The organism is Actinokineospora auranticolor (assembly GCF_041897805.1).
Classification (GTDB): Bacteria; Actinomycetota; Actinomycetes; order Mycobacteriales; family Pseudonocardiaceae; genus Actinokineospora; species Actinokineospora auranticolor.
Map to the genome: position 1 here is coordinate 7,752,176 of NZ_CP154825.1, position 21,704 is coordinate 7,773,879.

Annotated in this window: 16 protein-coding genes; 8 read left to right on the top strand and 8 right to left on the bottom strand. The window is 73.0% G+C overall.

Annotated elements, in window-relative coordinates:
- Window position 1 precedes the first annotated feature (1 nt).
- The 4 genes from V5P93_RS33810 to V5P93_RS33825 all read left to right on the top strand — a co-directional run bounded on the left by V5P93_RS33810 (window position 2) and on the right by V5P93_RS33825 (window position 5,599).
- Window positions 2-988 (top strand): hypothetical protein, encoded by a 987-nt coding sequence (locus tag V5P93_RS33810; protein WP_104478059.1) that lies wholly within the window; start codon window positions 2-4, stop codon window positions 986-988.
- A 355-nt stretch (window positions 989-1,343) separates the two neighbouring features.
- The gene (locus V5P93_RS33815) at window positions 1,344-2,282 is read left to right on the top strand and encodes a hypothetical protein (RefSeq protein ID WP_146107957.1); all 939 of its coding nucleotides are present in this window, start codon (window positions 1,344-1,346) and stop codon (window positions 2,280-2,282) included.
- A gap of 247 nt (window positions 2,283-2,529) precedes the next feature.
- Window positions 2,530-3,900, top strand: a complete 1,371-nt coding sequence (locus V5P93_RS33820) for a serine/threonine-protein kinase (RefSeq protein WP_104478057.1) — start codon at window positions 2,530-2,532, stop codon at window positions 3,898-3,900.
- A gap of 13 nt (window positions 3,901-3,913) precedes the next feature.
- Window positions 3,914-5,599: a serine/threonine-protein kinase gene (locus tag V5P93_RS33825; RefSeq protein WP_104478056.1), complete on the top strand. Its 1,686-nt coding sequence runs from the start codon at window positions 3,914-3,916 to the stop codon at window positions 5,597-5,599.
- Window positions 5,600-5,859: 260 nt separating this feature from the next.
- On the opposite strand, the gene V5P93_RS33830 is transcribed toward V5P93_RS33825, so the two are convergent.
- A complete protein-coding gene (locus tag V5P93_RS33830) occupies window positions 5,860-6,762 on the bottom strand; it encodes a LysR family transcriptional regulator (protein ID WP_104478055.1) in 903 nt (300 codons plus the stop codon).
- A gap of 100 nt (window positions 6,763-6,862) precedes the next feature.
- Here V5P93_RS33830 and V5P93_RS33835 point away from each other — a divergent pair, with 100 nt between their 5' ends.
- The gene (locus V5P93_RS33835) at window positions 6,863-7,795 is read left to right on the top strand and encodes a DMT family transporter (protein ID WP_374065121.1); all 933 of its coding nucleotides are present in this window, start codon (window positions 6,863-6,865) and stop codon (window positions 7,793-7,795) included.
- A gap of 33 nt (window positions 7,796-7,828) precedes the next feature.
- Here the strand turns inward: V5P93_RS33835 and V5P93_RS33840 are convergent, their stop codons facing one another.
- Both V5P93_RS33840 and V5P93_RS33845 read right to left on the bottom strand, forming a co-directional pair.
- Complete coding sequence (locus V5P93_RS33840) at window positions 7,829-8,524, bottom strand: response regulator transcription factor (protein WP_104478054.1); 696 nt, start codon at window positions 8,522-8,524, stop codon at window positions 7,829-7,831.
- Complete coding sequence (locus V5P93_RS33845; protein WP_104478053.1) at window positions 8,521-9,762, bottom strand: ATP-binding protein; 1,242 nt, start codon at window positions 9,760-9,762, stop codon at window positions 8,521-8,523. Before V5P93_RS33845 ends, V5P93_RS33840 begins: the two co-directional genes overlap by 4 nt.
- A gap of 158 nt (window positions 9,763-9,920) precedes the next feature.
- Between V5P93_RS33845 and V5P93_RS33850 the strand changes: the two genes are divergently transcribed.
- Window positions 9,921-11,291: a PspC domain-containing protein gene (locus V5P93_RS33850; protein WP_104478052.1), complete on the top strand. Its 1,371-nt coding sequence runs from the start codon at window positions 9,921-9,923 to the stop codon at window positions 11,289-11,291.
- Window positions 11,284-11,493 (top strand): hypothetical protein, encoded by a 210-nt coding sequence (locus tag V5P93_RS33855; protein ID WP_104478051.1) that lies wholly within the window; start codon window positions 11,284-11,286, stop codon window positions 11,491-11,493. Before V5P93_RS33850 ends, V5P93_RS33855 begins: the two co-directional genes overlap by 8 nt.
- A gap of 61 nt (window positions 11,494-11,554) precedes the next feature.
- Here V5P93_RS33855 and guaA read toward each other — a convergent pair whose 3' ends face one another.
- Entirely contained in the window at window positions 11,555-13,114 is a 1,560-nt protein-coding gene (guaA, locus tag V5P93_RS33860) for a glutamine-hydrolyzing GMP synthase (RefSeq protein ID WP_104478050.1), read from the bottom strand.
- Between the two features lie 289 nt (window positions 13,115-13,403).
- Here guaA and V5P93_RS33865 point away from each other — a divergent pair, with 289 nt between their 5' ends.
- The gene (locus tag V5P93_RS33865; protein ID WP_104478049.1) at window positions 13,404-14,873 is read left to right on the top strand and encodes an aldehyde dehydrogenase family protein; all 1,470 of its coding nucleotides are present in this window, start codon (window positions 13,404-13,406) and stop codon (window positions 14,871-14,873) included.
- Here V5P93_RS33865 and V5P93_RS33870 read toward each other — a convergent pair.
- The 4 genes from V5P93_RS33870 to V5P93_RS33885 form a co-directional block, all read right to left on the bottom strand.
- Entirely contained in the window at window positions 14,845-16,800 is a 1,956-nt protein-coding gene (locus tag V5P93_RS33870) for an NACHT domain-containing NTPase (protein ID WP_104478048.1), read from the bottom strand. The genes V5P93_RS33865 and V5P93_RS33870 overlap by 29 nt on opposite strands.
- Before the next feature lie 3 nt (window positions 16,801-16,803).
- Window positions 16,804-18,285: an FAD-binding oxidoreductase gene (locus tag V5P93_RS33875; RefSeq protein WP_245931149.1), complete on the bottom strand. Its 1,482-nt coding sequence runs from the start codon at window positions 18,283-18,285 to the stop codon at window positions 16,804-16,806.
- Window positions 18,286-19,089: 804 nt separating this feature from the next.
- Window positions 19,090-20,682 (bottom strand): FAD-dependent monooxygenase, encoded by a 1,593-nt coding sequence (locus tag V5P93_RS33880; RefSeq protein WP_104478046.1) that lies wholly within the window; start codon window positions 20,680-20,682, stop codon window positions 19,090-19,092.
- Window positions 20,679-21,644 (bottom strand): MBL fold metallo-hydrolase, encoded by a 966-nt coding sequence (locus V5P93_RS33885; RefSeq protein WP_104478045.1) that lies wholly within the window; start codon window positions 21,642-21,644, stop codon window positions 20,679-20,681. Before V5P93_RS33885 ends, V5P93_RS33880 begins: the two co-directional genes overlap by 4 nt.
- Window positions 21,645-21,704 lie beyond the last annotated feature (60 nt).

Genomic DNA, 21,704 nt, shown 5'->3' on the forward strand with positions numbered 1-21,704 from the left:
GATGGCCAGTTCCCCCGACCCCGAGTTCCCGGGGGCCGACGACCAGGGCAGGCACCGGGTGGACGGGCGGCCGCGGCGCGCCCGGCGCGGTGGCGCGCACTCGCTGGAGGGCGCCGCGCGCGCGGCGGGCGACACCGACGTGCTGCCCGTGGTCGGCCCGACCGTGCACGTGGACGGGCCCGCGACCGGGCTGGCCAAGTTCGACCTGGGCACCATCCCGGCCTCGGTGACCCCGCCGGTCTCGTGGCGGCGGGCCGCGTGGTTCGCGGTGGCCTCGGCGATCCTGGTGGTGTTCGGCCTGACGTACGCGGCGGTCACGCTGATGACCGGGCCGCGCAGGCCGGACGTGATCGACGCGCTGCCCGGCCTGCCGGGGATGCCGAGCAGGCTGCCGGAGCCGCTGGTCGACGGCCAGGGCGGGACCCCGTCCGCCGCCCCGCGCCCCGGCGGGGCGCCGAGCAGCGGGGCGCCCGCGCCGACCTCGGCGCCCGAGTCCCCCGGCCCGGACGCCGGGGACGGCGACCAGACGAGCGAGTCGTCCGCGGACGGTTCCCCCGTGACCACCACCCGGGTGGCGGCCGCTGGACCGGGTGACTACTTCAACGGTGGGTCGGTGCCCGCCCCCCAGGTCACCGCGGCGCCGCGCAGCACCGTCGTGACGCCGATGCTGGTGGTCCCGCCCAACGACCCGAACACGATGGGTGACCGGACCGAGGCCTTCTACCGGGCCATGCCGGGCGACCCGGGCGCGGCCTACGCGCTGACCACCGGGCACCTGCGCCGCGAGGGCCAGGAGCAGCTGCGCCGCCACTACGCCGACGTGGTGCGGGTCGACGTGGTGCGGATCGTGGTCGACCCGAGCCGGGCGCGGACCAAGGCGCTGCTGAGGCTGGTCCGCCGGGACGGCTCGGTGACCACCGAGGAACGCGAGCTGACCTTCACCTTCGGCGCCGACCCGCGGATCAGCGCGGAGCGGGCGACGCCCTGACCAGGCCGGACCGCGCCGATCACCCGATCGGCGCGCGGGGCCATACCAATGCCGCGATTCTCACCGCGCGGGGATTCTCTTCGCCGTCCGCGTGGTGAATGATGTGCGCGTGAGACCACCGGGGTGATGACCAAGGTGGGCGGACGTGATGGACCACCTGACCCGCCGTGTTGCGCCGATCGCACCCGCCCCGGCGGATATCGGCCACCGCCGATGGCACATGTTGCTCTTTTCAGGTGAATCTCGTCGCCATCCATCGCCTCGATCGGGTGATGAGCCGAGAAAGAGTGGTGTGGGCCCCCGGCAGCACGGTACGAGTTGCCCCGTTGCGCGACTCAGGCGGAGGAAAGCGGCAGTGGATCGTCCGACGACCGGCAGGCGGCGGGTGCGCTCCGGCTCGGTACGTGTCGCCGAGCTGATCCGAAGGCAACCCGCGACCACGACCCCACCCGTTGCGGCAGCGGCAACGCCCCAGCCGGAACGGGTGTGCGCGGAGCCCACCGAGACCCTGCCCCGGATCGACCCCGAACCCACCGAGGCGCCCTGGGTACCCGAGGAGCCCGGCGAGGCCCGGCAGGCGACCGCGGCGGTGCCCGCGGACCGCTCGCGGGTGGCGCACGCGGCCAAGCTCGCGGGCCTCGGCGTGGCCGTGGTCACGCTGTGCGGCGCGATCGTCACCGCGACCGTGGTGTCGCGGGACCGGACGAACCAGGCCGCGGCGGGTGCCGAGCGGGCCCCGCTGCAGATCACCGGCGAACAGGCGCTGCTGCCGCACGAGCTGGACCGCACGGTGACCTCGTCGACGGTGTTCGTACCGTCCCAGCTGCTGGACGTGCCCGCCACCGGGTCGGCGTTCGGGAACGTGACGCCGGACACGCGGCCGGACTCGTCGATGCGCGCGGTCAAGCAGACCCTCCCGAGCGGGCACCGCCGCGGCTCGGACAGCGACACCAGCCCGGCCGGGTCCTCCCGGGTGCCCGAGCGCGGGGTCACCTCCAGCCGGGAGCTGGTGCTGGAGTACTACCACCTGGTCGAGGTCAACCCGCGGCTCGCGTTCGACCTGGTCGCGGGCGAGCGGCTGGGCACCACGCTGGCGGAGTTCGTCGGCTCGTGGCAGACGGTGCGCTGGATCCAGGTGCTGGACGTGGTGGAGCGGCCGGACGGGGTGCTCGCGGTGGTCCGGATCCACCTGGGTGACGGCGCCCACTTGCGGGTACAGCAGCTACTGAAGGTGACGGTGAGCGCTCCGCAACGCATCGTCGGCGCGGAGTTGGTCTCCGCGCAACTGGACTGAACCGCGCCGGAGTCCGCGACTAGTTCGACCGACCCCCGATTGGGGGACGATTGTGACAGTATGTAGCCGTTGCCAGGCCGGGCCCGCACAAGTGGGACTTGCGTTCATGCGCACTGAGTGAACGCCTAGCCTGGAACGGTCGGCCAACCCCGGGCCAGAGCACGGCGTCACCGAGGCGCCGGACTGGGGTGTGCGCCTAGACGATGCCCGCGACCACCTGACGCGGGCAGGGGAGGTTCCGGTCGGGATGAGCGACGATGGCCGGCTGGTCGCCGGGCGCTACCGGCTGGAGCGGCGGATCGGCAGCGGCGCCATGGGCGTGGTCTGGCAGGGCGTGGACGAGCGCCTGAACCGGCCCGTCGCGGTGAAGAAGCTGCTGCTGTCGCCGGGGCTGCCCGAGGACGAGGCGGAAGAGGCCGTCGCCCGCTGCATGCGCGAGGGGCGCATCGCCGCGCGGCTGCACCACCCGAACGCCATCGCGGTCTTCGACGTGGTCGACGAGGACGGCGTGCCCTGCCTGATCATGGAGTACCTGCCGTCGGTCAGCCTGGCCATCGCGCTCGCCGAGCGCGGGCCGCTGGACCCGGTCGAGACGGCCAGGATCGGCACCCAGGTGGCCGCGGCGCTGGCCGCCGCGCACGCCGCCGGGATCGTGCACCGCGACATCAAGCCGGGCAACATCCTGCTCGGCGACGACGGCTCGGTGAAGATCACCGACTTCGGCATCTCCCGGGCCACCGACGACGTGACGGTCACCAAGACCGGGCTCATCGCGGGCACCCCGGCCTACCTGGCCCCCGAGGTCGCCGTCGGGCGCGACCCGTCCGCGGCCTCGGACGTGTTCTCCCTCGGCTCCACGCTCTACGCCGCGACCGAGGGCGAGCCGCCGTTCGGGCTCAGCGACAACACCCTGGCCCTGCTGCACGCGGTGGCCGCGGGCAAGATCAACCCGCCGGAGCGCTCCGGCCCGCTGACCGACGTGTTGGTGGCGCTGCTGGCCGCGACGGCGGAGGACCGGCCGTCCACCGCCAAGGCGCGGGACATGCTCAACGCGGTGGCCCGCGGCGAGGACCCGAACGTGCCGCCGGTGCCGGTCGCGGTCGCCGAGGCGCACACCCGGCTGGTCGCCGCGCCGGGCGCGGACCCGACGCCGTCCAACCCGGCCGCGCGGACCACCGTGGTCGGCGGCGGCAGTCGGGTGGGCACCGCGCCACCGCGACAACCGCTGCCACCGCGCTCGCGGGTGCCGTTGGTGGTCGCGGGCGTGGGGTTGGCCGCGATCCTGGCCGCGGGCGCGATCATGATCTTCAACCGGGACACCGACGCGAAACCGCAGGGCCCGTCCGGTCCGGCCGACACCACGACCACCGCGTTCGTGCGACCCACCACCACCGCCGAGCGCCCGGAGAGCACCGCGCCCACCACGCGGACCGCGGTGCCGCCGCCCAACCAGCCCACGACTACGGTGCCGCCCACCACCACGACCACGGTGGCACCGACGACCACGACCACGGCGGAGACGACGACCACCACGGTGCCGCCCACCACGACGACCACGGTGGCACCGACGACCACGACCACGGGTGTGCCGAGCGCGTCGGCGACGCCCGTCCAGTAAGCCGGGAGTAGCGATGACCAGCGAGCAGACCTTGGTGGCCGGGCGCTACCGGCTCGGCGCGCGCATCGGCAGCGGGGCGATGGGCGTGGTGTGGCAGGCCCGCGACGAGCGGCTGCACCGGACGGTGGCGGTCAAGCAGCTGCTGTCCCAGCCCGGGCTCACCGCGGACCAGGCCGAGGAGGGCAGGCAGCGGGCGATGCGCGAGGGCCGGATCGCGGCCCGGCTGGCGCACCCCAACGCGATCACCGTCTACGACGTGGCCGAGCACGAGAACGAGCCATGGCTGATCATGGAGTACCTGCCGTCCAAGAGCCTGGCGGCGGTGCTCAACGAGCGCGAGGTGCTGCCGCCGGTCGAGGCCGCCCGGATCGGTACGCAGGTGGCCGCCGCCCTGGTCGCCGCGCACGCGGCCGGGATCGTGCACCGCGACGTCAAGCCCGCGAACGTGCTGCTCGGCGACGACGGCACGGTCAAGATCACCGACTTCGGCATCTCCCGGGCCACCGGCGACATCACCGTCACCGCGACGGGCATGCTGGCGGGCACCCCGGCGTACCTGGCGCCCGAGGTGGCCAAGGGCGAGGCCCCGACGCCCGCGGCGGACGTGTTCTCCCTCGGGTCGACGCTGTACACGGCCGTCGAGGGGCACTCGCCGTTCGGGCTGAGCGAGAACACCCTGGCGCTGCTGTACGCGGTGGCGGCCGGGAAGGTGACGCCGCCGCGGCAGGCGGGCCCGCTGACCGCGCTGCTGATGCAGCTGCTGCGGGCCGATCCGCTGGAGCGGCCGTCGATGACCGCGGCGAAGGAGGCGCTGGCCGCGGTCGCGGCGGGCAAGCCGCTGCCGTCCGTGCTGGACCAGCGCACGGTGCCCGCCCCGCTCCCGCCGCCGCGCCCCCAGCAGCCGGGCACGCGGCTGGACATGAACCCGTTCGCCGAGAGCGGCCCCAAGACCCCGCCGCGGCCCGGGATGCCGCCGCAGGGCTACACCGGCACGCCGCCGGGCGGGTTCGGCCCGCCGACGCCCGCCGGGGGCATGCGCACACCCGCGGGTGGGACGCGCCAGCCGACGGGCGGGATGAGCCACACGCCCGCGAAGGGCGTCCGCCGCCCGCCGCCGCAGCCGGAGCCGAAGAAGAAGCGCGACGCGCGGTCGATCATGCTGACCGTGCTGGCGATCGTGGCCGCCGCGCTGCTGGGCATCCTGGTGGCCAGCCTGGTGACCAAGGACTCCACCCAGGCAGGCGGCGGCGACCCGTCGACGACGACCACCGCGGCGGCACCGCAGACCACCACGTCCGCGAAGCCGACCACCACGACGAAGAAGTCCACGACGCCGACCACCACGTCGTCGACGACCGCGGTCACCACGACCGACGACGACAAGCCCTCGCCGGATGACTACGAGGCCGCGCTGCGCAACTACTACCAGCTGCTGCCCGCGAACCCGCCTGCCGCGTGGCAGCTGCTGACCTCGCGGGCGCAGGAAGCCTCGAAGAGCTACGAGGACTTCGAGAACTTCTACAAGCGGCAGGAGTCGGTGGAGGTGACCGAGGCCAAGGCCAAGGACGACAAGGTCGCGGCGAAGATCAAGTTCGTCACGAAGAAGGGCGAGACCAGCGTCGAGTCCTACTCGTTCACCTTCGCCGAGCAGGACGGCAAGCTCAAGATCGACAGCTACACCCGCGCCCAGAACGGCTGACCCGGAACCGTCTTCCGACCCAGCCCCGGTCGGCCTCCGCCGACCACCCTCCGCGTCCCGAACCCAGGACACCCTGATGGACGTCCACTTGGACAGGCGTCGGACTGATGTCATGGACACCAGCGGGCACAAGTCGAATACGCGGTCCTGAGCTGGGAGGACCCGTTGAGCAACACGGAAACATCGAACGCACCAAGGTGTTCTTGCCGATGCGATTCCAAGGCGATCCCGGCGAGGAATAGCGCGGAACCGGTGGCTGCTCAGCCGTCCAGCTGGGCCGCGGCGGCGTCGCGGAGGGCGGCCAGGAGGAACACCAGGGCGGGTTGGCCGAGGGACGCGACGCGGACGGCGGCGTGGATGGCGCGGGCCGGTTCGGGGCGGCGGACCTTGCGGACGACCACCCCCGGGTGCCGGTTGCCCAGCCCCATCATCGGGATCAGGCTGATGCCCAGGCCCGCGGCGACGAAGCCCTGCGAGTTCGTGTAGTCCTCGCTCTCCACGACCACGTTCGGCGTGAAGCCCGCCGACGCGCAGGCGTCGTAGACGATCTGGCGGCAGGGGGCCGAGGTCCACTCGTTGACCCAGGGTTCCTCGGCCAGGTCGGCCAGGTCGATGACCCGTTTCGCGGCGAGGCGGTGGCCCTTGGGCAGGACGACCCGGTAGGGGTCGTCGAGCAGGTGGGTCATCTGGATGCCGTCCGGGATCACGTCCCGTGAGCGGGCCACGATGGCCAGGTCGGCCCGTCCTTCCACCACCTCCGGCAGCGGGTCCTCCGGGTCGAACAGCTTGAGGTCGACCTGGACACCGGGGTGCTCGGCGCGCAACCGGGCCAGGGCCGGGGGCACCAGGGCCGCGCCCGCGGTGGCGAAGCAGCGGATGGCGATCCGGCCGGTGCGCCCCGCGCGCAGGTCGGCGAGCGCCGTCTCAGCTTCGGCCAGGTGCTTGCCGATGATGGCGGCGTGCTCGGTGAGCAGCAGCCCGGCCGCCGTCGGCTGGACGCCGCGGCCGACGCGTTCGAGCAGGGAGGTGCCCGCCTCGCGCTCCAGGGCGGCGATCTGCTGGCTGATGGCCGACGGCGTGTAGCCGAGGTTGGTCGCCGCGGCCGTGATCGAGCCGCTGGTGACCACGGCGCGCAGGACCTGGAGGCGACGGACGTCGAGCATGTAGCTGAGCTTAATGGTCCCTCAAGGACATTTCACTTGTTCTTGAGGTAGCGCCGGGTGAGAGTGAGTGGCAGAAGACCACCGAGATGGAGGAACGGCCGTGATCAGTGGGAACCGGGGGACGCTGGTCCGGATGGGCATCCTCGCCCTGCTCTGGGGTTCCAGCTTCCTGTGGATCAAGCTGGCGCTCCCCGGGCTGAGCCCGGTGCAGATCACGGTCGCCCGGTGCGCGCTGGGCGCCGTCGTGGTCGTCACGCTCTGCTACCTCGGCCGCAACCGGCTGCCGCGCGACCGGCGCACCTGGGGGCACCTGGTGGTCGCCGCGCTGTTCGGCAACGCCATCCCGTTCGCGCTGTTCGCGGTCGGCGAGCAGACCGTCTCCTCCGGCGTGGCCGGGGTGCTCAACGCCACCACCCCGCTGTGGGCGCTGCTCATCGGCATCCTGATCGGCACCGAGCGCGGCCTCAAGCCGGTGCGCCTCGGCGGGCTGCTGCTCGGCTTCGCGGGCACCCTGCTGATCTTCGCGCCGTGGGCGCAGGCCGGGCTGGCCAGCTGGGGCTCGCTGACGATCCTCGCGGCCGCGGCGAGCTACGCGGTCAGCTACACCTACATCGGCCGCACCCTGGCCGGGCGCGGCACCGCGCCGATCGCGCTGTCCGCCGCGCAGCTGATCACCGCGACCGGGCTCAGCGCCGTCGCGGTGCCGGTCAGCGGTCTGCAGACCGTGCACCTGAACGCGACCGTGCTGATCGCGATCGGCGTGCTGGGCGTGTTCGGCACCGGGTTCGCCTTCGCCATCAACTACCGGCTGATCGCCGACGAGGGCGCGACCAACGCCACCACCGTCGGCTACCTGCTGCCGGTCGTGTCGGTGCTGCTCGGCGCCATCTTCCTCGACGAGGGCATCAACGCCCGGGTGATCGTCGGCATGGTCGTCGTGCTCATCGGCGTCGGCATGACGCGCTGGCAGCGGCGCACGCCGTCGCCGGTCGTGGCCGAGGACCCGACCGGCGTGCTCACCAAGGCGGCGTGAGCCGCTGGACCAGCCCGGCGGGGTGAGCCGAGCTCAGACCAGCCTGCGGTCGGAGGCCCAGCGGGACAGCTCGTAGCGGTTGGACAGCTGGGTCTTGCGCAGGACGCTGGACACGTGCGTCTCCACGGTCTTGACCGAGATGAACAGCTCCGAGGCGATCTCCTTGTAGGCGTAGCCGCGGGCCAGTAAACGCAGCACGTCCCGCTCGCGCGGGGTCAGCAGGTCCAGCTCGGGGTCGTTGATCGGGGCCGCGCCCGGCCGGTCGGCGAACGCGTCGAGGACGAAGCCCGCCAGCCGCGGCGAGAACACCGCGTCGCCCTCGGACACCCGCAGCACCGCCGTGACCAGCTCCTGGCTGGAGATCGTCTTGGTGACGTAGCCGCGGGCACCGGCCCGGATGACCGCGATGACGTCTTCGGCCGCGTCGGAGACCGACAGCGCCAGGAACACCACCTCGGGGTGCGGCTTGCGCGACTGGCGCAGCACCTCGGCGCCGCCGCCGTCGGGCATGTGCACGTCGAGCAGCACCACGTCGGGGCGCAGGTGGCCGATGCCCGCCACCGCCTCCCCCACGGTGCCCGCCTCGCCGACGACCTCGATGGCGTCGGTGAGCGTGTCCAGTTCGGCGCGCACGCCCGCGCGGAACATGCTGTGGTCGTCGACCAGGTACACCCGGACCGGGCGCTTCTCGGCCGGGGTGCCCTCCGGCTCGCCTGCTTGCTCGCTCATGCGGCCACTTTCGCACGTGGCATGTGCAGCTGTACCTCGGTCCCGTCCCCCGGCGCGGTGCGCAGCTTGATCTCGCCGCCGTTGCGCTCCATCCGACCCCGGATCGAGTCGGCCAGGCCGTGCCGGTCCTCCGGCACCTCCTCGGGGTCGAAGCCCTTGCCGCGGTCGCGCACGAACACCGTGACCGTCTCCGGCTCGACCTCGGCGTACACCGAGACCTCGGCGACCCCGGCGTGCTTGGCCGCGTTGACCATCGCCTCCCTGGCGGCCATCACCACGGCGGTGAGCTTGGCGTCGAGCTCGCAGTCGCCGACCACGACGTGCTGGACCTTGATCGCGAAGGTGTCCTCGACCTCGCCGGAGGCCCGGGCCAGCGCCTCGGCCAGCGAGCCGCCCGCCGCGCCCCCGACGCCGCCGTAGCCCGCGGGGCCGTAGAGCCAGCTGCGCAGCTGCCGCTCCTGGCCGCGGGCCAGCCGCAGCACCTCGCGCGGGGCGTCGGCCTGCTTCTGGATCAGCGCCAGCGTCTGCAGCACGGAGTCGTGCAGGTGCGCGGCGATCTCGGCGCGCTCCTCGGTGCGGATCCGGGCGCGCCGCTCGTCACCCAGGTCGCGGACCATGCGCAGCCACCACGGCACGGTCAGCATGGCCACGCCGACCAGCGCGGCGACCACCGCGAGCAGGGTGAACTGGACCTGGTCCAGGCCCATGCTGCTGATCAGCACCATGACGATGCCGGTGACCACCAGCGCGCCGCCGCTGAGCACCCGGACCAGCGCGGAGCGGCCACCGCCGCCGAGCAGGGCGCCCTTGACCCGGCGGCGCTGCGACTGGTCGGCCTCGCGCCAGACCAGGGCCGCGCCGACCAGGGTGACGCCGATGGACCCGGCGAACCAGCCGTTGACCGTGCCGGAGAGGGTGCCCGCCCCGATGGTCAGCCCGGCACCCAGCGCGATCAGGCCGAACGCCTGCTGGCGCTCGCGCGCGGACACCTCGGGGGCCGGGTCGTCGGTCGACGCCTGCGCGGCGAAGATCCAGAGCAGCCCGTAGGCCATCGCCCCCGCGCCGCCGAGCGCGGAGAGCACGGCGAAGGCGACCCGGACGTAGAGGACGGGCACGCCGACGTGGTCGGCGAGGCCGCCCGCGACCCCCGCGATGGCGCGGCCCTGCCTGCGCCTGCGCAGGCGCGGCGCGGCGGGCTCGGCCACCGCGGTGCTCTGGCTCGCGCTCGGGCTCGACATGGGGTCCGTCTCCGCGGTCCGGCGTTCCTGGACAGCTGCTTCCACGACAAGAATGCTCACACGGGGGCCGCCGCGCCACATCGGGGTTGGACCCTGAACGCAAAGTCAGGGTCGTTCCCCGATGTCGTGAGCGGTGTCGGGGAGCGATCCTCATCAACGTGAGTGGCACATCGAACCAGGCGCACGGCGCCGGCGTGGAGGACACGCTCAAGGACTTCTGGGCGACCCGCCCACGGCGGCCGAGGTACGGCCGCAAGGTGGCGGGCGTCGCGGCGGGCATCGCCAACCGGTACGGGCTCGACCCGGTCATCATCCGCGTGGCGTTCGCGGTCGCCACCTTCTACGGCGGCGCGGGCGTCGTCTTCTACCTGCTCGGCTGGCTGTTCTTCGCGGCTGAGGACGACGAGGTCTCGCCCGCCGAGGGACTGGTGGGCCGGGGCCGCAGCTCCAGCTCGACGCCGTTCGCGCTGCTGCTGTGCCTCGGCGTGCTCGGCTCGTTCAGCTTCCTGTTCGACCACGCCTTCAACGGCTGGCTCGGGCTGGCGATCGTGGGTGGGCTGGTGTTCCTGCTGCACCGCGGCCGCCGCGACCAGGGTGTCGTGCCGACCGGCCCGGCGCCCGTCGAGGCGGGACCGGTGCCGATGTGGGTGCCGGTGCAGCACGGCCCGCCGGTGCCCCCGCCGTACCAGCCCTACCCGACGCCCCAGGGGGCCCCGGTGACCATGCCGACGAGCACCACCGAGACCCCCGCCGGGGCCCCGGCGGACGCGACCGCGGAGGTGCCGAAGCCCGCGGTGGACGAGGACGGTTTCCGCACCGAGCCCCCCGCGTGGGACCCGCTGGGCGCGGCGCCGTTCGCCTGGGACCTGCCCGAGCCGGGCCGCTCGCTGGTGCCCGACTACGAGCCCGAGCCGCCGGAGCCGCGCAGGCGCTCCAAGGTGGGCCCGATCGCGGTGGCGGTGTCGCTGCTGACCATCGGTGGGGCGGTGCTGGCCGAGTCGCACGGAGCGGCCTGGCTCAGCGTCCCGCACGTGATCGGGATCGTGCTGGGCATCCTGGGCTTGGGCATGGTGGCCGGTTCGTTCGTCCGCGGTGGCCGGGGCCTGATCGGGCTCGCCGTGCCGCTGGCCGCGGTCGGCGTCGCGATGACCACGTTCTGGCCGAACGGCGCGCACGGCGGCGTCGGCGAGCTCACCGCCCACCCGACGACGCTGGACCAGGTGAAGCCGGACTACTCGCTGTCGGTCGGCAACATCGCCCTGGACCTGTCCGACCTGCCCGGCACCGGGTCGATCCGCACGTCGGCCTCGGTCGGGGCGGGCGAGATCACGGTGACCGTGCCCGCGAACGCCGACGTCGAGGTGTCCTGCGAGAGCAAGGTCGGTGAGATCACCTGCCTGCACGACAACCTGGACGGCGTGAACAAGTCGACCACCCTGACCGACAACGGCCCGGACGGTCCGGGCGGACTGAAGATCTTCCTGCAGGTCGAGGCAGGAGCTGGGAGCTTGGCGGTGAACCGTGGCTGACAACCGGCAGACCTCGCGGCGGCTGGACCCGATCACCCTGGTGCTGGGCCTGCTGACCCTGTTCGCCTCGGGCTACGTGCTCAGCGACGGGCGGCTGTGGTTCCCGCAGCTGGACCTGCGCTGGATCTTCGCGGGCGGCGCGGTGCTCGTCGGCCTGCTGCTGCTCGGCTCCTCGTTGCGCAACAAGGGGAAGCGGAAGTAGCCCCACCACCACTCACACGCCGAAACGGCCCGGTCACCTGGTGACCGGGCCGTTTTCGTCGCTATTCCCACTCAATGGTGCCCGGCGGCTTGCTGGTCACGTCGAGCACGACCCGGTTGACCTCCGGGACCTCGTTGGTGATCCGGGTGGACACCCGCTCCAGCACGTCGTAGGGCAGCCGGGTCCAGTCGGCCGTCATGGCGTCCTCACTGGACACCGGGCGCAGCACCACCGGGTGGCCGTAGGTGCGACCGTCCCCTTGGACCCCGACGCTGCGGACGTCGGCGAGCAGCACCACCGGGCACTGCCAGATGTCGCGGTCGAGGCCCGCCGCGGTCAGCTCCTCGCGGGCGATCGCGTCGGCCGCGCGCAGCGTCTCCAGGCGGTCCGCGGTGACCTCGCCGATGATCCGGATGCCCAGGCCGGGGCCGGGGAACGGCTGGCGGTGCACGATCGTCTCCGGCAGGCCCAGCTCCGCGCCGACCCGGCGCACCTCGTCCTTGAACAGCGCGCGCAGCGGCTCGACGAGGTCGAACTCCAGGTCGTCCGGCAGGCCGCCGACGTTGTGGTGGCTCTTGATGTTCGCGGCGCCGGTGCCGCCACCGGACTCGACCACGTCCGGGTAGAGCGTGCCCTGCACGAGGAAGCGGTACTTGTCGCCGCCCGCCTCGGCCTGCAGGTCCAGTTCGGCCTGTTCGAACACCCGGATGAACTCCCGGCCGATGATCTTGCGCTTCTGCTCGGGGTCGGTGACCCCGGCCAGCGCGCCGAGGAAGCGCTCGCGGGCGTCCACGGTGACCAGGCGGACGCCGGTGGCGCTGACGTAGTCGCGCTCGACCTGGGCGCGCTCGCCGGAGCGCAGCAGGCCGTGGTCGACGAACACGCAGGTCAGCCGGTCGCCGATGGCGCGCTGGACGAGCGCGGCGGCGACCGCGGAGTCCACGCCGCCGGAGAGGCCGCAGATCGCGCGGCCGTCGCCGACCTGCGCGCGGATCCGCGCGACCTGCTCGTCGACAATCGACGCGGTGGTCCACTGCGGACGGATGCCCGCCACGTCGTGCAGGAAGCGGCGCAGCACCTCCTGGCCGTGCGGCGAGTGGTGCACCTCGGGGTGGTACTGCACGCCCGCGAACCGGCGCGCGGTGTCCTCGAAGGCCGCGACCGGGGCGCCCTCGCTGGTCGCGGTGACGGTGAAGCCCTCGGGTGCCTTGGTGACGCAGTCGCCGTGGCTCATCCACACCGGGTGCCGGGCGGGCAGGTCGTCGTGCAGGACGCCCTCAGCGGGGCTGAGGTCGGTGCGGCCGTACTCGCGGGTGCCGGTGTGCTCGACCGTGCCGCCGAGGGCCAGGGCCATGGCCTGGAAGCCGTAGCAGATGCCGAACACGGGGACACCGGCGTCGAACAGGGCCGGGTCGACCGCGGGGGCGCCGTCGGCGTAGACGCTGGCCGGGCCGCCGGAGAGCACGATCGCGGCCGGGTCCTTGGCCAGCATGTCCGCAACGCTCGTCGTGTGCGGGACGACCTCGGAGTAGACCTGCGCCTCGCGCACCCGGCGGGCGATGAGCTGGGCGTACTGCGCGCCGTAGTCCACCACGAGGACGGGGCGCTGCGTGTCGGTCATCGTCGAACCTCATCTGGGTGTTGCGGACCACGGGGACGCCGAGGGCTGTTTCCGGACCCGGCGCACCGGTGCCCAGCACCGTGCGCCGACCGGTCCCTCCCTGGGTTTCTCTCCCGGAGATGCCTGCCCGCTCGCCTGTCCGCGCGGGCTTTCCGTGACGCTCGAACCAGACCCGCGTTCATGTTCACCCGCGGCGGAACCCTAGTCACCATCGTCGGTCAGCCCCCACATCCTAACCCGGGGCCTTCTTGGCCAAGCTTCTCGGCCGGAGCGGGCATACCGTTGAGCCATGACCGATGAACCATTGCCGGGCCAGGAGGCCATCGTCGCCAAGCCGCGGCCCTTCTGGGTGGCGGGCAGACCGCGGACCAGCGTAGATACCATCGACGTGCGCCACCCGTACGACGGCACGGACGTGGCGACGGTGTCGGTGCCGACGGCGGCGGACGTGGAGGACGCCATCGCCGCGGCGGCCGCCGCGGCCAAGCCGTTCCGGTCCGCCCCGGCGCACCTGCGGGCGAGCGCGCTCGAGCACGTGTCGCTGACGCTGGCCGAGCGCAAGGAGGAGATCGCCGAGACGATCACCGCGGAGAACGGCAAGCCGCTGAAGTGGTCCACCGCCGAGGTCGGGCGCGCGGTGTCGGTCTTCCGCTTCGCCGCCGAGGAGGCGCGCAGGCACATCGGTGAGCTCCAGCGGCTCGACACCGACGTCGCGGGTGAGGGTCGGCTGGGTCTGATCCGCCGCCGCCCGCGCGGTCCGGTGCTGGCGGTGGCGCCGTTCAACTTCCCGCTGAACCTGGTCGCGCACAAGGTCGCCCCGGCGCTGGCGGTGGGCGCCCCGGTGATCGTCAAGCCCGCGTCGGCGACCCCGCTCTCGGCGCTGCTGCTCGGCGAGATCCTGGCCGAGACCGACCTGCCCGAGGGCGCGTTCTCGGTGCTGCCGGTGCGCGGCTCGGCGATGTCCACGCTGATCGAGGACCCGCGGCTGCCGGTCATCTCGTTCACCGGGTCGACCGGTGTCGGCCACGGCATCTCGGCGGCGGCCCCGCGCAAGCACGTGGTGATGGAGCTGGGCAGCAACAGCGCGGCGATCCTGTGTCCGGACTGGACGGATCTGGACTTCGCGGCGACCCGGATCGCCACCTTCGGCAACTACCAGGCGGGCCAGTCCTGCATCTCGGTCCAGCGGGTCGTGGTGCACCGCTCGCTGGCCGACGAGTTCATCCCGAAGCTGGTGACCGCGGTCGAGGCGCTCAAGACCGGCGACCCGCACGACCCGTCGGTCGACGTCGGCCCGCTGATCGACGAGCGCAACGCCGAGCGCGTCGCGGACTGGATCGACGAGGCGGTGGGCGCGGGCGCGACCCTGCTGACCGGCGGCACCCGCACGGGCGCGACGGTGGCGCCGACGGTCCTGTCCGGCGTGGCCGCGTCGGCGAAGGTGTCGTGCGAGGAGGTGTTCGGCCCGGTGCTGGTGGTGACCGTGGTCGACAGCGTGGACGAGGCCTTCGAGATCGCCAACGGCACCGACTACGGCCTGCAGGCGGGCGTGTTCACCCGCGACCTGCAGATCGCCTTCCGCGCGTCAGCGGAACTGGAGGTCGGCGGCGTGGTCATCGGCGACGTCCCGTCGTACCGCGCGGACCAGATGCCCTACGGCGGCGTGAAGGGCTCCGGCACCGGCCGCGAGGGACTGAAGTCCGCCATGGACGACTTCACCGAGGAGCAGATCATGGTCCTGTCGGGCCTGGAGCTGTGACCGGCCGGGGACCGGGCGGGGGTTCGCCTGGTCCCCGCCCTCGGGCCAGGTGCAGGCGGAGGAACTCGTGCCGGAACTCGTAGACGGGCCCCACGGCGCGCAGTAGCCCCATGCGGTGGGCGTCGTCGAGGAATGCCACGAGCGCGCCGGGCAGCTCACCGGCCATGGCGAGCCGGGTGGTGGCGAGCTTGTACGCGAACCACGCGCGCGCCCCCCGGGGTGCGATGAAACTTCCCCACACAACCCCCACCTTCAACACGTACAGCACCGCGCCGAGCCACGAGCTGCCTGGCGTGACCGTCGTGGCGAGGTAGGCCGCGAGGGCCGCCAGCCCGCCGACGCCCACAGCCAAGCGGAACAGGCTCATCCCGCGATCAGCCGACCACGTGGCGATCGGGGTCGCGGGCCCGTGCTGGGTCGCGGGCGTGTCCAACCACGCGTAGAGCGAGAAGACGGCGACGGACCCGCTTCCGATGGCAGCGCTCGCAACCAACGCCACGCTCCCGGTGATCACGTAGAGCACACCGATCGTCGCGGTGAACAACACGGTCCCCACCGTCTTGTTGACCTTGTCCAGCTTGCTGGTGTCGAGGTACCGCGGTCGGTCGAACTCCCCCGCCCGGCTCTCCCTCGCCATCACCAGGCCCATCACCGCTCCGCAGGTGGTGGACAACGGGACACCCAGCACCAATTCCGTCGTCCCCGCTCCCGCGAGGACCGTGAAGCCCAAGCCCACCGCCAGCCCGAGCAGGCCGAGGCTCACCGCGAAGCCCAGGGCGACCCGGCGGCTGGAGCGGGTCCGGTCGACGTCCGCGGCCAACTCCCACCACGCGAAGGCGTGGCCCGCGTTCATCCGGCGGGCCACTGCGCTTAGCCAGGCCGTGACCTGGTCGGGGTGGTACTCGCGACGGGTCGTGGAGGGTGGGGCGGCGCGGCGGCGCAGGAAGCGGTGCCAGGCGGATCGGCCGCGGTCGGGTGCGCCGCGCCGGACCAGCGCCGGGATCGCGAGGTCGAGCAGTGCGGATCGGGTGGACACCTCATCCGGGGTGTTCGCGAGGCGCTCGGGGTCGGTCGCTGGATCGGTGGCGGCCACCCCGATCAGCCAGAGGCCGAAGGCGGTGCGGGCCAGGTCGGCGAGGCCCCGGGCGCGGCCGGAGCGCAGGTCGTCGAGGCAGTGCCGCCACGGGTCGGTGGGGGTACCGAGGATGCCGCGCAGGTAGGTGATGGCGTCGGCGCGGGTGAGGGGTTCCGGCTGGATGGTGACCAGGGGGCCGAGAGCGCGGCCCGCGTCGGGGAAGTCGGCGGTGCGGCAGCAGATCAGCAGCGGGTCGGCCGACGAGTGGGTGCGGGCGAGTTCGGCCAGCGCTCGGCGGCGCAGTGCCGGCCGCAGTTCGTCCACACCGTCGTAGATGACGAAGACGTGCCTGTCCGCGACCAGCTCGGCGAGCAGGGCGGGGGTGAGTCGCGCGCTCTTGGCGTAGGTGCGGGCGAGTTGGTCGACAACCCAGGAACGCACGTCGGGGTGGGTTTCCGGGTTCCAGCCCGCGATCGGCAGCAGGACCGGTACGGGGTCGGTGTCCACGCGGCGGGCGAGGTGGGCGAGCAGGAACTGGATGGCGAACGAGGTCTTGCCGGTGCCCGCGTCGCCCAGCACGGCCCAGCGCTTGCGCGGGGCGGCGCGGAAGGCAGCCACCCAGTCAGCACCGAGCGGGGTTGAGGGAGTCCAGTGGATCGGGATGCCCGTGACGTCGTCGAGGCCGCGGCGGACCGCTTCGCGGCGCCACTGGTCGGCGACGAGGGTGGCCAGTTCGGTGCGGGCGGCCTCCAGCCGGGACGGGGGTCGGGTGGTGAGGACCACCGTGCCCGCTTGGACCACCGGGCCCACCGGGTTGCCGATGATCTTGTTCTCGGTGGGGTGGTCGACCAAGGGTCAGGTGCGGTGGATGGACTGGGGGAAGGTGAAGACGGCGTCCGGGTCGTAGCGCCGGACCACGCTGTCGAGCCTGCTGAGGTTCTGGCCGTAGTAGGCGGGACCCCAGTCCGGCATGGCCGCCTCGATGTAGTTCACGTACCCGCCGCGGGCGCCGAGGCGGGCCAGGGCGTCGCGGACTTCGGCGACCGAGCGGTTGGCCGCCTCGACGTCGGTGACCTTGGTGTTCAGGTAGATCTGCACCGTGCCGAGGGCTTTTCGGTGCGGGAAGGCGGTTTCCTCCGGCCCGAACTTGGCCACGGCGCCGCCGAGGGCGTCGAGGAGCAGGGTCATGTCGGGCCTGCCGTCGAGGGTGGCGACCAGGCCCTGGGCGTCGAGGGGCGCGGTGATGACCCGCGAGGACGCGACGAAGGCGTTGCGGGGTTGGTTGGGTGGCGGGCAGTCGCCGCCCTTCTGGGTGCAGCCCGCGAAGTAGCGCATGGCTTCCAGGTAGCCCTTTTGCTGCACCAAGCGGCTCTTGGGTTTGCCCGCCTGCTTGGTGAACTGCTCCAGCAGCGGGTTGAGGTTCGCCGGTGTGCCGATGAAGCAGCCGGAGAGCGCGGCGCCCTTGGCGGCGTCGCCGTTGACCGCGACGGCCGACCAGAGCTCGTCGGGTACCGCGGTCGCCCAGCCCTGCCAGGCCGCGACCACGGCCGCCGCGGCGGCCGCCGGGTAGGACAGGTGGAAGACGGTGACGTCCGGGGCGGGTTCGGTGGTGAAGGTGAAGGACGTGACGACGCCGAAGTTGCCGCCGCCACCGCCGCGCAGCGCCCAGAACAGGTCGGGTTCGTTGGACGGCGAGGCCGGGCGCAGCACGCTGTCCGCGGTGACGATCTGGGCGGACACCAGGCGGTCGCAGGTCAGACCGAACTTGCGGGTGAAGACGCCCAGGCCGCCGCCGAGCGCCAGACCCGCGACGCCGACCGTGGGGCAGGTGCCCGCCGGGAGGCAGCGGCCCTTGGCGGCCAGGGCGGTGTAGACGTCGATGAGCCGGGCGCCCGCGCCGATGACAGCGGTGCCGTCGGTGCGCACCTCGACCGACGCCATCCGACCGACGTCGACGATCAGGCCCCCGTCGGGCGCGGAGTAGCCCGCGTAGCTGTGGCCACCGCTGCGGGCGGCGATCGGGATCTTCGCCTGCCGGGCGAACTCGACGCACGCCTGGACGTGCTCGGCGCTGCCGCACAGCGCCAGGCCCGCCGGGTTGCGCTTGTCGAAGATCGGGTTCTTCAACCGGATGGCGGCGCCGAAGTCGGGCGAACCGGACTGCAGCAGCGCACCGCCGAGCCGGTCGCGCAGCGCGCCCCAGTCCAGCGGCGCGGCACTCGTGCTCGTGGCCGCCGCCGTGGTGGTGGCGGACGTGCGCGCACCGGTCGCGTTGGCGGCTGTCGGTCCCCCGCCGGAACACCCCGCCACGGTCGCCGCCGCCCCCAGCCCGCCCACCCGCAGAAACGATCGCCTACTGATCAAGTCCTCGTCCTCCCGCCCGCGCGCGGTCCAGATCTCACCACCCTGGAAGTACCCCTGCCTAGTGCCGCGCCCCCACAACATCTTTCACAAACCCGGAAAAAGGTGTGTGATGCTCACGTTTTCGGGCGTGTTGGGGTGTGGAACCGGTGGCCCGAAAGGCATCTCGGGGGCCTGGCCGCCAAGCCACCGGCGAGCCCGCGCGGTGCGGCCAGGCGGAGTGGGACGCCGTGGCCGCGTTGGCGGTCGCGGTAGGCACATGCGCCGGACGATCACAGCCCGCGCGTCGAACGCCTGGCTGCGGAGGGCGTCGATTGTCGTGGGCGACGCGGGGTCAAGGCGATCTTCTCGCCGGAGGCCGGGGTGATGGGCCGACTCCCGCGTGGTTCTTGTGAGCTTGGCGGTGGCGTAGGCGCTTGGTCGTCGCCGAATCCCGCGAGCACTCGGCGCCGAAGAACAGGCCCCGAAGGAGACGCATGGGCTGCGGCCATGGGCTGCGGCCATGGGCTGCGGCCATGGGCTGCGGCCATGGGCTGCGGCCATGGGCTGCGGCCGCGACGGGTGCGGTGCCGATCGGGGCCGATCGTCAGCCGAGCCACCTGGACCGGTGGCGGAGCCCTCGCCACCCGCAACGGGTTGAGCGCGTAGACGGTGTGGCCGGCCGCGGCCATCATCGCCACATGGCACCACCTACTCGTCGGGAGTGGGTGGGCTCATTTTCCGACCGACCAGGGTTCCGGGGCGCGGACGGTTTGGCGTCCGCGCCCCGGAACCAGCGGGTCAGGTTCCGGATTCGCGGTCGGTGTGGTTCCAGCCTGCCGCCTGGAGCAGGGCCGGGGTGAGGTTCTTGGCCAGGTCGACCTCGTCGGTGAAGGTCGCCGCCAGGAAGCCGTCGGGGCGGACCAGTGCGGCGGCGGTCGGGGGCAGGTCCAGTGCCTCGACCGCGTTGGCGGGTAAGGGCACGACGCGGGGTGGGGCCAGGGTGGCCAGTTCGGGGGCGGCCAGGAGTTCGTCCGGGATGGTGGCGTCCGGGGCGGCCAGCAGGGTGAACAGCGGTCCCAGGTGGTCCCGCAGCCGGGTGCCGTCCGGGAACGGGACGTCCGGGCAGAGCACCCCGGGGACCGTCGGCCGGGGGACGCCCGGCTCGCGCGGGAAGGCCGACAGGTCGGCGTCCGGGGCGTGGCTGGTCAGCGGGGAGTCGAGGTACCAGAAGGGCTCGGCGAGCCGTCCGGAGTCGATCTTCGCGGCGACCTCGGGGTCGGTCACGCTGCGCTGGAGGACGTCGAGGCGGCGGGCCCATTCCTCGTCGTCGGCCGGGCAGAGGAACCGCATGGTGGTGCCGGTGACGCGCAGGTTCTCGTCGGTGGCCGGGCCGCGTTCGAGGTCGTAGGTGTCCAGCAGGGCCGGGGCGCCCCAGCCGGTGCGGATGGCGGCGATCTTCCAGGCCGCGTTCTCCGCCTCGGTGATGCCCGAGTTCATCCCGCGCGCGCCGAAGGGGCTCATGATGTGCGCCGAGTCGCCGCACAGCAGGATCCGGCCGACGCGCATGGTCGGGACGCGGCGCTGGTGGAAGCGGTACAGCGACGCCCACACCAACTCGTACTCCAGGTCGCCGAGCACCCGGCGGATGCGCGCCTCCAGCGCGCCGCTCTCCTGCTCGGCGGCGAGGTCGTACTCGTCGGGCACCTGCCAGTCGATGCGCCAGACCGAGTCCGGCTGCGGGTGCAGCAGCGCCTGGCGACCCGGGTTCCACTCCGGGTCGAAGTAGAACCGCCGCTCCGGCACGGGGAACCCGAAGTCGGCGCGGATGTCGGTGATGAGGAACTTGTCGCCGTACGAGTGCCCGTTGAACGTGAGCCCGAGCAGCTTGCGCAGCGTGGACCGGCTGCCGTCGGCGGCGACGCAGTGCGTGCCGCGCACCGTCTCCGTCCCTTGTGGACCCTCGATGGTCAGCGACACCCCGTCCGCGTCCTGCTCGACGGCCACCGCCTTGGTGCTGTACCGCAGGTCGATCAGCGGTTCGGCGCGGACCCTGGCCTCCAGCACGTGCTCGATGCTGTTCTGCGGGGTGTTCACGAACGGCGGGAAGTGCCCGGGCGCGGGCTCGGGCAGGGTCATCGAGAAGACCTCGTGCTCGCGGTAGAAGATCCGCCCCGAGTACCAGGTGACACCGCGCTCGACCACCTCGCGCCCGGCGCCGACGCGCTCGAGCACGTCCAGCACGTCCCGTTGCACGCAGATGGCGCGGCTGCCCTCCAGCAGCCGCCCCGGCAGCGCCTCGACGACCAGGCTCGGCACGCCGTGGCGGGCCAGCACGAGCGCGGCGGTCAGCCCGACCGGACCACCGCCGACGATGAGGACCGGCTCGGTCACCGGCCCTCCTGGAGCGCCGCCCACACCTCGCGGTCCCGCTCGGCGGTCCAGACCACCGGCCAGTCGTGGCCGTCCAGCTCGTCCCAGTAGCGCTGCACGTCGAAGGGCAGGCAGTGCTCGAAGATCGGCCAGCGGCCGTACTCCGGCTCCAGCGCGGTGTGGGTGGCGCGGAACGCCTCGCCGACCGTGCCGCCGCGGCGGTGGACCTCGCCGACGATGCGGCGCAGCTCGTCGAGGAAGTGCCGGGACTGGGCGATGGCGGCGGCCACGGCCTCGGTGCCCTGGGCGACCGCGCCGCGCCCGCCGACCAGCGTCTCGGCGCCGAAGGCGGCCACCGCGTCCAGCGTGGTGGTGGCCCAGTCGTCGTGGAAGGCGTCGCCGGTGTACAGCGCGGCCTTGGCCTCCACCAGGTCGCCCGCGAACAGGATCTTCTTCTTCGGCAGCCAGGCCACGATGTCGCCCGCGGTGTGCCCGCGCCCGCAGTACGCCAGCACCAGGTCGCCGCGGTCGCCGCCGAGCGGGATGACCATCCGGTCGGTGAAGGTGAGCGTGGGCCGGGTGAGGCCCGGGATGCTGTCCGGCTCCTCGAACAGCCGCGGCATCCGCCCCAGTTCGCTGGCCCAGTCGGCCTCGCCGCGCTCGGCGATGAGCTCACGGGTGGTCTCGTGGGTGATGATCTCCTGGGCGTCGAACGCGCTCGCGCCGAGCACCCGGACCGCGTGGTAGTGACTGAGCACCAGGTAGCGCACCGGTTTGTCGGTGCGCTCGCGCAGCAGGTCGAGCCAGCGGCGGGCGGCGACCGGGGTGGCCCTCGCCTCGAAGCAGACCACGAAGTCCTCGCCCTCGACGGCGCCCACGTTGGGGTCGCCCTCGGCGGTCAACGCGTACACGCCGTCGGCGAGTTCGGTGAAGGTCTCGACTTTGCGCTCGAGGTCGGCGCTGGACGCGAATGCTTTTGTCACAACGGCCACCCTGCCACCGCGACCGCCCCGGGTACAGGCCCCCGGAACGACCTGTGGAGA